We start from the raw sequence: 10,684 nt of genomic DNA, 5'->3' as shown, positions 1-10,684 counted from the left end.
GTCCCCTTGGAGGGAGTTCAGGGGGTGGATGTGTGAGCGGGCTTAGACTGAGGGTATCGTCGCCAGGGATGGTCGGGCGCGGGTTTCCAGTGGCTCCGTTGGGCCTGCTCCTTCACAGCTTGCTCAATACGTAAGTGCAGGCTTTTCTCATCGTCCAAGGGGATGGGGGGCTCACCCTCGGCGAGGATCCGGTAGGTTAGGGGCTGTCCCTGATACAGCAAGGTAATGCTGCTGTCGAAGGCTTGGCAGACGGTTACACTGGCACCGCGTAGGCGGTAGCCACTGCTGTAATTCGTGAGTTGGTATTCGCGGTTCTGGAAGCGAAAACTCAGGTTTTTGGAGAGCTTGCGGGTGTGCTGCAGGCAGAAGATCAGGGACAATTCTTCTGGGTTGTGCAGTACGGGACGATGCGCATCCTGGGGATGTTGCGGGGAGACAGCAAAGCGCCGGTTGTAATCGGCCAGGAACTCCGGCAGGAAGGCGTTGGCAGCCTCCAGATCGGAGATGCCCTGCAGGCGTAGCTCCTTGACCAGGCGATCTTGTAGAGTCTGATTGGCCCGTTCGACCCGCCCCTTTGCTTGCGGGCTGTTGGCGTGGATGGCTTGGATATCCAAGGTCTGCAGGGCGCGAGTGAACTGGGTGGGTACTCCCTCCTGATCGGGGTGATTGACGCGAAAGATGCTGTGCTTGTCGGAGTACAGGGCTACCGGGCGACCATGCGCTTTCAGGTACGCTCGCAGCGTCTCCATATACGCTTGGGTAGTCTCGGCTGGTACGAAATGCAAAGCCATCAGGCGGCTAGTAGCATCGTCTATGAAGACGATGAGGGTACAGCGGGGGCCACGCTCCTCGAACCAGTCGTGGGGCGAGCCGTCGATCTGTACCAGTTCACCGAGATAAGGGCGTCGGGGCCGTCGTTGGTGGATACGGGCCGCCTTGCGCCGCTTCGCCACCCACAGACCTTCGGCCATCATCCACTGGCGCAACGTCTCCGTAGAGAGCTGATAGCCATGTCGTTCTTCCAATTTCTCCCGAGCCAGCGTTGGCCCAAAGTCTGCGTAGTGCGTCTGCACCAACTGGATGGCGGATTCACGGACCGAGTCCAAAATCCGGTTGTTGGGCCGCTTGCCGCGCTGCCGGGACACCAGCCCGGCGGCCCCTTCGGCCCGATACCGTGCGACAAGGCGTTTGACCTGGCGCACGCTCAGACTCAGCCGCTCGGCGACCTCCCGTTGCCGGAGCTGCTTACCCATCAGAGCCTGCAGCAACTCCAGTCGATCCATCTCTCGATAGCTCATCGTGTTGTACTCCTCGCCCATGCCGCCCCCGCAACGCAAAAGGGGACATTCTAGAATTGGACAAAGGGGACATTACTGCTTGGGGCTAACACGCGCCGCGCGCTCGGACGCAAGTTCACAAAAATTATGATATAAAGGCGGCGCTGACGAAAGGATGAGGAACTTTCATGCGCAAATTACAAATACCGCTCGTTTTGACCCTTTTTTCCCTCGCTGCCTGCGCCCAAATGCCGGCACCAGCGCCAAGTTCCAGCGCGGTGGCTGCGGCTCGATCCGTGCAGGCGGAGCGCGCGGCGCAGCTCGCGGAGGAACGCCTTGCTGCCGTTACTGCCCAACGGCGCGCTGCTGAGGGGCGCTTTTGCCAAGACTGGCAGAGATCTCTGGATCTGGTGCGTCGCGATGCCATTGGCTGTGTGCATAGCGCGGCGGATCAGCAGGGCACATGCTGGGGTGCCGTGTCGCGTTGGGCGGGCGCCAAGAGTGACTATTATTCGGCCCTGCAACGTCTTTTTGTCGGCCATCCCTATGCCGCGCCTGCGCAGGCTGCGGGGAATTTCTTTCAGCAGACCCAAGCCTGGGCGCAACTTTGTCGTGGCAGCGTGCAGAATTGTTTGCAAGAAGCCAATCAGTCACCGATGCAGGTGCAAAAGGCAAGGGTTAATCAATTCTGTAGCGCACAAGCACCTTCTTTGCCGTAAGGTGCAGAAAAGCTGACCTCTGGAGTGTTGTGCAGTAGCTTTGCTAGACTGGAGTCGCAGTCGATAACACCTAAAGGGAGGGAATATGAAGCAATTTTTCAAGGACTTCAAAACATTTTTACAACGCGGCAACGTCATCGATCTGGCGGTTGCCTTCGTCGTTGGCAGTGCCTTTTCGGCGATCGTCACATCACTAGTAAAGAACATCGTCATGCCGCCCATTGGGCTGGTGCTGGGAAAGGTGGATTTCAGTAATCTTTTTCTGGTGCTTCATGAGGGTAAGACGCCTGGTCCGTACCTGACCCTTGCGGCAGCCGAGAAAGCGGGGGCCGTGACCTGGAATTACGGTCTGTTCATCATGTCCATCATCAGTTTCCTGATCATTGCCTTCGTAATTTTCCTGCTGGTTCACAGCATCAACCGCCTGTACCCCAAGCCCGCGGTGCCGGTTAGCAGCAAGGACTGTCCTTTTTGTGCCACGTCCATCCCGCTGTCGGCTACCCGCTGCCCCAACTGCACCTCGCAGTTGACGTCCTGAGATCATCACAGCGTAATGCTGCCCCCAGCTTGGATTGCCCTTGCGTTTGTTGTCGGAGTTCTGCTGGGGGCTTTTGTACTTTGGCTCTGGTGGCGTGCAGAGCGCCAGACTTGGCAGTCGCGTCTTGCAGCTGCCGAACAAAATCTCGCGCAACAGCAGGCTTCATGCCGGCAGTTAGAGGGATCACTGCGGCAAGGACGGGAAGAAGCCCAATCCCTAGGGAATGAATTACAGCATACACGCGTGCAATTCGCTGAATTGCAAGAGCGTTTGCGGCAAGAGCGTGAACGTGGCGAGGAACGGCAGCAGGTATTGAGCGAGGCGCAGGAGCGGCTGAGTCAGGCCTTCGCTGCCCTATCGAGCGACGCCCTGCGGCGCAATAATGAGGATTTTCTGCGCTTGGCCCAAGAAAATCTGGCTCGCTTCCAGGAGCAGGCGCGCCAGGATTGGGAGGGTCGGCAAAACAGCTTTGGGCAGCTCGTCACCCCGATCCGTGAGTCCCTCGGCAAAATGAACGAGCGTCTGGATGGTCTGGAGCAGGTGCGCAATAGCGCCTACAGCGCCCTGACAGAGCAGTTGCGGGGGTTGGTGCAGGATCATCTACCTCGCCTGCACGAAGAAACTGCGGCCCTGGTCAAGGCCCTGCGTCAACCGGCCGCCCGTGGTCGCTGGGGGGAGATGCAACTGCGTCGTGTGGTCGAAATGGCGGGGATGCTGGCGCACTGTGATTTTGTGGAACAAGCCTCGCTGCACAGCGACGATGGAGTGCAACGTCCCGATCTCCTCGTACGCTTGCCGGGAGATAAGCAGATTATCGTTGACGCCAAGGCGCCGCTGAATGCCTATTTGCATGCAGTGGAGGCGTCAGATGATGCGGAGCGCCAGCGCTATTTGCTAAAGCATGCGGCGGAACTGCGCACGCACCTGCAGCAGTTGGGCAAGAAATCGTACTGGGAACAGCTGCCTGGCAGTCCGGAGTTCGTTGTCCTGTTCCTGCCGGGAGAGGACTTTTTTAGTGCCGCCTTGCAGAGTGATCCGAGTCTGATTGAGTATGGAATGGAGCAAAAGGTCATTGTCGCCACACCCACCACCTTGATCGCCCTGCTGCGGGCTGCCGCTTATGGCTGGCGCCAGGAGGCGGTGGCCAGTAATGCGCAGGCCATCAGCTCATTGGGGCGTGAGCTGCATGATCGCTTGCTTACCTTGAGCGGGCATTGGTCGAAGCTCGGCAAGCAGCTGCAGAGTGCGGTGCAGTCCTACAATCAGGCGACGGCGTCGCTGGAAACCCGGGTTATGGTTTCGGCGCGGAGATTTCCTGAACTGGGTGCTACCCCTAGTGAGCGCGAGATCCCCGCTTTGGAACCCGTGGATTTGTTGGTGCGCGGATCAGCCGTACGCGAAGGTGACGAAGAGGCTTAGCGCGGATTCTCGACTGGCTTTGCCTGACTGAGGGCCAAGGGCAGACTGAAGATCACCTTCTCCTCCACGCCCGGCAATTCCTGCGGCTTTTGCGCGCCCCAGGATTCCAGCGTGACGATGATCTCCTGGACCAGGCTCTCCGGTGCCGAGGCCCCCGCGCTGATACCGATGCGCGGATTGCCACTGAACCACTCCTTGCGCATTTGCGATGCATCCTCAATCAGGTGCGTCACCGTACCCAGGCGCAGGCCCAGCTCGGCGAGACGGCTGGAATTGGAACTGTTGGGCGCACCGACGACTAGCAGGATTTCTACATCGGGCACGAGCTTCTTCACCGCGTCCTGACGATTCTGCGTGGCATAACAAATGTCGTCCTTCTTCGGCCCTTGAATCGCGGGAAAACGCGCACGCAAGGCCTGAATGACCTCAGCGGTGTCATCCATACTCAAGGTGGTCTGGGTAATGTAGGCAAGGCGCTCTGGATCGCGTGGGCGCAGGCGCGCCACATCCTCGACGTTAGACACCAAATACATCATCCCACTTTCGACTTGGCCCATGGTGCCCTCTACCTCGGGATGGCCGGCGTGTCCGATGAGCACCATTTCCATCCCCTCCCGACTGTACTTCTTGACCTCCATATGGACTTTGGTCACCAAGGGGCAGGTGGCATCGAAAACGCTCAGACCGCGAGCCTCGGCGGCTTGTCGTACCGCCAGGGGAACGCCATGGGCACTGAAGATCACCGTTGCGCCGTCGGGGATCTCGTCCAGTTCTTCGACAAAAATCGCGCCACGATTGCGCAGGTCGTCCACCACATGCCGGTTATGCACCACCTCATGACGAACATAGATCGGCGCGCCAAACAACTCCAGGGCACGTTCGACAATCTGGATGGCACGATTGACACCAGCACAAAAGCCGCGCGGGTTCGCTAACAGGATTTCCATCGGATTGGGCTCCAAGCAATTTTCCTCATGGTCCGGCGCCAATGCCCTGCTGTCAACCAATGTCCCCCCATTGCGCCTGGAGAATGGCTAACGCCGCTATGGGCGCAGTTTCGGCGCGTAGAATTCGCGGTCCACAGCGAAGCAACTGAAAGCCCGCTGCCTGGGCTGCCTCGAGCTCCTCTGCAGCGAGCCCCCCCTCCGGGCCGGTCAGTAACTCCACACTCGCTGCTGCCAATGGCGACAGGGAGCGAAGTCCTTCCCTTGCGGCGGCGTCAAAAACCAAGCGTAGTTCGCTGTGGGCCTGTGGCAAGTATTCGGCCAGGGGTAACGGTTCAGCCAACTGGACGATGCGAGTGGCTTGGCTCTGTTCGGCTGCAGCAACGAGAATTTCCCGCCAGCGCCGTAGTCGTTTCTCATTGCGCGCCTCGGACAAGGGCACCTGACAGAAACGGCTATGCAGGGGTTGCAGCTTCTGAACGCCCAGCTCCGCAGCTTTCTGCAGTAACCAGTCCCAGCGTTCGCCGCGCAATACGGGGGCCGCTAGCGTAATGTGGAGAGGACTTGCGGTATCTCGAAGATAGGCTTCTTGTACTTCGAGGAGGGCGCGCTGACCTTCCGCACTCGCTACCTTGGCGCCTTGTTCCCGGCCGTCGCCGCTGAATAGGGTCAGTTCCTGCCCGCGGCGGGCACGTAGCACCCGTAACAGGTGATGGCTGGCCGCCTCGGGCAGGAGAAACTCCCCGGCCTCGGCCAGGGTTTCGGTGAACAGATGGATACGGGGCATGCGCCTATTGGAGCATGAACGCGACGCCGGGCAAAAGTGCAGCAGAGTGACCGCAGAGCGTGTCTGCTTTATCCTAGCGCCATGATTGCGCAAGACCGCATCGATGATCCTTGGGTTGCAGAGCAGTTGCAAGCTTGCTCGGCGAAAATCCTCTTGCCTGGTTATCAACGGGTTTCGAGTGCGCGCAAGCCAGACGGTAGCATCGTCACCAGCGCTGACCTCGACAGCCAGCAATTTTTGCAAGAGCGCTTGGCACAACGCTACCCCGATATCCCTCTTCTGGGGGAGGAGATGTCTGCCAGCGAACAGCAAACCCTTCTCGCAACGAGGGAGCGGCTTTGGTGTCTGGATCCTTTGGATGGCACGAGCAATTTCGCCGCCGGCGTGCCGGTCTTCGGTATCAGTCTGGCCCTGCTGGATAGCGCTGGAACCCGGCAAGCTTGGATTTATGATCCGATGCGCAAGGACCTGTATACGGCCATTCGTGGTGACGGTGCCTTTCTCAATGGTCAGCGCCTGCACAGGCGCGAAGCACCGGAATTGCGAGCGGCTGTGGGGGTGGTCGATTACAAGCGCTTGACCCACGCACTGGCGCTCCGCCTGGTGACGCAGCAACCCTTCCACAGCCAACGAAATTTCGGGAGCTGCGTGTTGGAATGGAGTTGGCTTGCGGCAGGGCGGTATCATTTTTACTTGCACGGTGCGCAGCAACTTTGGGATCGCGCGGCCGGAAGCCTGATTCTGCAGGAGGCAGGTGGCCAGATGAGCACTTTGGACGGAGCCGCCCTGGATCCCCGCGACCTGCAAAAACATTCTGTCCTCGCCACCCTCGACCCGCAATTGCACGTGGCCTGGCGCGATTATCTCAGCGCTGAGTTTCCAAAGAGCAGCGCTTGATTTATGCTTGAACCCATTTCAATTACCACCTGAAGGAATTTTCCCCCATGGCCACCATCCGTAATCTGGCTCTTAGCCTACTTCCCGTTACCGAATCTGCAGCCCGTGCTGCCAGCAGCTGGATTGGCCGGGGAGAGAAGGAGCTCGGGGATGGTGCGGCGGTGGACGCCATGCGCGCCGCGATTGCACAGGTGCCCATGCGCGGCACAGTGGTAATCGGTGAGGGGGAAAAGGACGAGGCGCCGATGCTCTACAATGGCGAAGCGGTGGGCTCGGGCAGCGGACCGGAAGTGGATATTGCTGTCGACCCCGTAGAGGGCACGACCTTTCTCGCCCAGGGGATGCCAGGATCTATTTGCGTGCTGGCCGCTGCCCCCAAGGGCAGCATGTTCCGTCCAGGACCGGCGTTCTACATGGACAAGCTGGTGGTCCCGGCGCCGGCGCGCGGCAAGATCGATCCCGCGGCGCCCATGAAAGATAAGTTGCAGGCCTTGGCCAAGGCTCTTGGGAAAGACGTCAAGGAGCTGCGCATCTTTCTGCTCAAAAAACCCCGTCACGAGGCCATGATCCGGGAGATCCAGGCAGCTGGCGCAACCGTCCGCCTGCAGACCGACGGCGATGTCAGTGGCGGCATCATGGCAGCGCTGGGTACCAAGGTCGATGCGATGATGGGCATTGGTGGCACGCCGGAGGGCGTGATCACGGCTTGCGCCGCCCGCGCCATGGGTGCCGACATGTTCGGCGCCCTTGCACCGCAGAAGCCGGGTGAGGCGGAAGCGATCGCCGAGGCGGGCCTGCAGGTGGGCCGTTGGCTTGGGCGTGACGAGCTGGTCGCCAGTGACGATGTCCTCTTTGTCGCGACGGGTCTGACCAGCGGCGATATCCTGGACGGCGTCTCCCGATCCCATTTCTTTGTCGAGAGTGAGAGCCTCGTCATTTCTGGTCACGATGGTATTTTGCGCCGGGTGCGCACCCACCAGCGGGCCGACGACTGATTTTTATCTTGGAACCAGCGACCGGCCGTATTCGGGTCGCCCTCTTAAGGAGCTTTGCATGACTGTGAATCGCACGGACCTCGCCAATGCCATTCGTGTCCTGAGTATGGACGCTGTCGAAAAGGCCAATTCTGGCCATCCAGGGATGCCGATGGGCATGGCAGACATCGCGGAAGTGTTGTGGAACGACTTCCTCGTCCACAATCCCGCCAATCCGCATTGGCCAGGGCGCGACCGCTTTCTGCTGTCCAACGGTCATGGGTCGATGTTGCAGTATGCGCTGCTCCATCTGACGGGCTACGACCTTTCTCTTGACGACCTCAAGTCCTTCCGCCAGTGGCACAGCAAGACCCCGGGGCATCCTGAATATCGAGATACCCCCGGCGTCGAAACCACGACCGGCCCGCTCGGGCAAGGGTTGGCGAATGGTGTGGGCATGGCGCTGGCTGAGCGTTTATTGGCCAAGCAATTCAATCGCGCCGGACACGAAATCGTTGATAACTACACCTACGTGTTTCTTGGCGACGGCTGCCTCATGGAAGGCGTTTCCCACGAGGCCTGCTCCTTGGCGGGAGTGTGGGGCCTAAACAAGCTGGTGTGTTTCTACGACGACAATAACATTTCTATCGATGGCCATGTCGACAACTGGTTTGCAGACGATACTCCCGCACGTTTCGAGGCCTATGGTTGGCATGTGATCCGCAACGTGAATGGCCACGATCCCCAGGCCGTGAAGACGGCCATCGTGGAGGCGCGTGCACAGGCCAGCAAGCCGACACTGATCTGTTGCAAGACGGTGATTGGAGAGGGTTCGCCCAACAAGGCAGGAACCCACGATGTACACGGAGCAGCGTTGGGTGCAGACGAGGTTGCGGCCACGCGCAAACACTTGGGCTGGCCGTCCAATGAGGCGTTTTTTGTGCCGCAGGAGATCTACCAAGGCTGGGATGCGCGCGCCAAGGGCAAGGCGGCGGAAGCTGCTTGGCAAGAAAAATTTGCTGCTTACAAGTCCGCTTTCCCGAGCGATGCGGCGGAGTTTGAGCGCCGCTTGCGTGGCGTTCCAAGTCCCGCCTTTGATGCGGCTATCGCCAAAGTCATTGCGGATTTCCGCACCGAGTCACCCAAGATCGCTACCCGTGTCGCCTCAGGGAAGACGATCCAAGGGATTGCGGCTGCGCTGCCAGAGTTCATTGGCGGATCGGCGGATCTGAGCCCCTCCAACAACACCCGCTGGAAAGAAGCCGAAGATATTGGCAAGGCCAAGGTCGATGGCAATTACATCCATTATGGGGTGCGCGAGTTTGGCATGTCGGCGATCATGAATGGCGTCACCCTCTACGGCGGTTTCCTGCCCTTCGGTGGCACCTTCCTGATTTTCTCCGATTACAGCCGGAATGCCATTCGCATGTCGGCCCTCATGGGCCTGCGCGTGGTCTATGTCATGACCCACGATTCCATTGGCTTGGGCGAAGATGGCCCCACCCATCAACCGATCGAACAGGTGAATAGTCTGCGCTTGATTCCCAACCTGCACGTCTGGCGTCCGGCCGATGCGGTCGAGACCGCCATCGCCTGGGAGTCGGCGGTGAAGCAGGAGAAATCACCCAGCCTGCTGGCCCTGAGCCGGCAAAATCTGCCGTCGTTACCGCACAGTGATGCCACCGTGGCTGGTATCCGCCGTGGTGGTTATGTGGTGAAAGATGCGCAAGGTCCGGCCCAGGGTATCCTCTTGGCCACGGGTTCCGAAGTGGAGCTCGCCCTTGCCGCCCAGGCCAAGCTTGCGGAGCAGGGGGTGCAGGTTCGGGTGGTATCCCTGCCCTGTCTGGAACTCTTTGATGCCCAGGATGCAGAATACCGGGAGAGCGTCTTGCCCCAGAAGGTTGCCAAGCGTTTGGCCATTGAGGCCGGTACTACCGGCCTCTGGTACAAATATGTGGGCCTGCAGGGGGGCGTGCTTGGCGTCGATCATTTTGGTGCCTCGGCTCCGGCGGCTGTGCTCTTTGAGAAATTCGGGTTCACGGCAGATAACGTGGTGGCACGTTTCCAGGCCCTGTAAAGCTTTCTATTCAAAAGATCTGAGGAGTATGTCATGACCATTCGCGTGGGTATCAACGGCTTTGGCCGCATTGGACGCATGGCCTTTCGCGCCATTGCCAAAGAGACTGAATTTCAGGGTCTGGAGGTTGTTGCCATCAACGACTTGCTCGAACCTGCCTACCTCGCCTACATGCTGCAGTATGACTCAGTGCACGGCCGTTTCCCCGGCACGGTGCAGGTGGAGGGCAACAGTCTGGTGGTCAACGGCAAGACCATTCGCCTCACGGCGGAGAAGGACCCGGCCAATCTCCGCTGGGGTGATGTCGGCGTGGATATCGTGATCGAGTCCACCGGCTTTTTCCTGACCACCGAGACCTGCCAAAAACACGTCGACGCGGGCGCCAAGAAGGTGGTGCAGTCCGCCCCCTCGAAGGACGACACGCCGATGTTCGTCTATGGCGTCAATCACGCCAAATATGCCGGCGAGCAAATCGTCTCGGCGGCATCCTGCACCACCAACTGCCTGGCGCCGGTGGCGAAGGTCTTGCATGATAGTTTTGGGATCAAGCGCGGCTTGATGAGCACGGTGCATGCGGCAACTGCGACGCAAAAGACCGTGGACGGCCCCTCCCACAAGGATTGGCGTGGTGGTCGCGGTATCCTGGAAAATATCATCCCTTCCTCCACTGGCGCTGCCAAGGCGGTGGGCAAGGTGATCCCAGAGTTGAACAAGAAGCTCACCGGAATGTCTTTCCGGGTGCCCACCTCCGACGTCTCGGTGGTAGACCTCACCGCTGAGTTGAACAAGGAAACGAGCTATGAAGAGATTTGCCAGGCGATGAAGGCGGCCAGCGAAGGTTCCCTCAAAGGGGTGCTTGGCTATACCGAGGAGGCCGTGGTTTCGACAGATTTCCGCGGTTTTTCCGCACCATCGGTATTTGATGCCAAGGCCGGCATCCAGCTTGACCCGACCTTCGTCAAGGTGGTGTCCTGGTACGATAATGAATATGGCTATACCTGCAACATGCTGCGCTTCGTCAAGCACGTCGCCAGTCACTGAACGGGGAAAGC

General features: G+C 59.5%; 10 protein-coding genes. 7 read left to right on the top strand and 3 right to left on the bottom strand.

Annotated features, from left to right (window positions below; translation table 11 throughout):
* Positions 1-17: 17 nt before the first annotated feature.
* Entirely contained in the window at positions 18-1,319 is a 1,302-nt protein-coding gene (locus M5D89_RS01940) for an ISNCY family transposase (RefSeq protein ID WP_346347697.1), read from the bottom strand.
* 146 nt (positions 1,320-1,465) lie between these two features.
* On the opposite strand from M5D89_RS01940, the gene M5D89_RS01935 reads away from it, so the two are divergent.
* The 3 genes from M5D89_RS01935 (at position 1,466) to M5D89_RS01925 (ending at position 3,953) form a co-directional block, all read left to right on the top strand.
* Positions 1,466-1,996, top strand: a complete 531-nt coding sequence (locus M5D89_RS01935; protein ID WP_248884049.1) for a hypothetical protein — start codon at positions 1,466-1,468, stop codon at positions 1,994-1,996.
* A gap of 85 nt (positions 1,997-2,081) precedes the next feature.
* Positions 2,082-2,534, top strand: a complete 453-nt coding sequence (gene mscL / locus M5D89_RS01930; RefSeq protein ID WP_248884048.1) for a large conductance mechanosensitive channel protein MscL — start codon at positions 2,082-2,084, stop codon at positions 2,532-2,534.
* 15 nt (positions 2,535-2,549) lie between these two features.
* A complete protein-coding gene (locus M5D89_RS01925; RefSeq protein WP_248884047.1) occupies positions 2,550-3,953 on the top strand; it encodes a DNA recombination protein RmuC in 1,404 nt (467 codons plus the stop codon).
* Here the strand turns inward: M5D89_RS01925 and ispH are convergent.
* The gene (gene ispH / locus M5D89_RS01920) at positions 3,950-4,900 is read right to left on the bottom strand and encodes a 4-hydroxy-3-methylbut-2-enyl diphosphate reductase (RefSeq protein WP_248884046.1); all 951 of its coding nucleotides are present in this window, start codon (positions 4,898-4,900) and stop codon (positions 3,950-3,952) included. The two genes, M5D89_RS01925 and ispH, sit on opposite strands and share 4 nt — an antisense overlap.
* A gap of 52 nt (positions 4,901-4,952) precedes the next feature.
* Positions 4,953-5,684: a 16S rRNA (uracil(1498)-N(3))-methyltransferase gene (locus tag M5D89_RS01915; protein WP_248884045.1), complete on the bottom strand. Its 732-nt coding sequence runs from the start codon at positions 5,682-5,684 to the stop codon at positions 4,953-4,955.
* Between the two features lie 81 nt (positions 5,685-5,765).
* Between M5D89_RS01915 and M5D89_RS01910 the strand changes: the two genes are divergently transcribed.
* The 4 genes from M5D89_RS01910 to gap are packed head-to-tail and all read left to right on the top strand — an operon-like array spanning position 5,766 to position 10,673.
* Complete coding sequence (locus tag M5D89_RS01910; RefSeq protein WP_248884044.1) at positions 5,766-6,581, top strand: inositol monophosphatase family protein; 816 nt, start codon at positions 5,766-5,768, stop codon at positions 6,579-6,581.
* Positions 6,582-6,628: 47 nt separating this feature from the next.
* Positions 6,629-7,576 carry a class II fructose-bisphosphatase gene (gene glpX / locus M5D89_RS01905; protein WP_248884043.1) on the top strand — a complete coding sequence of 316 codons (948 nt, stop codon included), beginning with the start codon at positions 6,629-6,631 and terminating at the stop codon, positions 7,574-7,576.
* Between the two features lie 58 nt (positions 7,577-7,634).
* The gene (gene tkt, locus M5D89_RS01900; RefSeq protein WP_248884042.1) at positions 7,635-9,632 is read left to right on the top strand and encodes a transketolase; all 1,998 of its coding nucleotides are present in this window, start codon (positions 7,635-7,637) and stop codon (positions 9,630-9,632) included.
* A 33-nt stretch (positions 9,633-9,665) separates the two neighbouring features.
* The gene (gene gap, locus M5D89_RS01895) at positions 9,666-10,673 is read left to right on the top strand and encodes a type I glyceraldehyde-3-phosphate dehydrogenase (protein WP_248884041.1); all 1,008 of its coding nucleotides are present in this window, start codon (positions 9,666-9,668) and stop codon (positions 10,671-10,673) included.
* Positions 10,674-10,684: the final 11 nt, after the last annotated feature.

The sequence above is a fragment of the Acidithiobacillus acidisediminis genome (assembly GCF_023277115.1).
GTDB classification, from domain to species: domain Bacteria; phylum Pseudomonadota; class Gammaproteobacteria; order Acidithiobacillales; family Acidithiobacillaceae; genus Igneacidithiobacillus; species Igneacidithiobacillus acidisediminis.
This window is presented reverse-complemented; position numbering and strand designations above follow the sequence as displayed.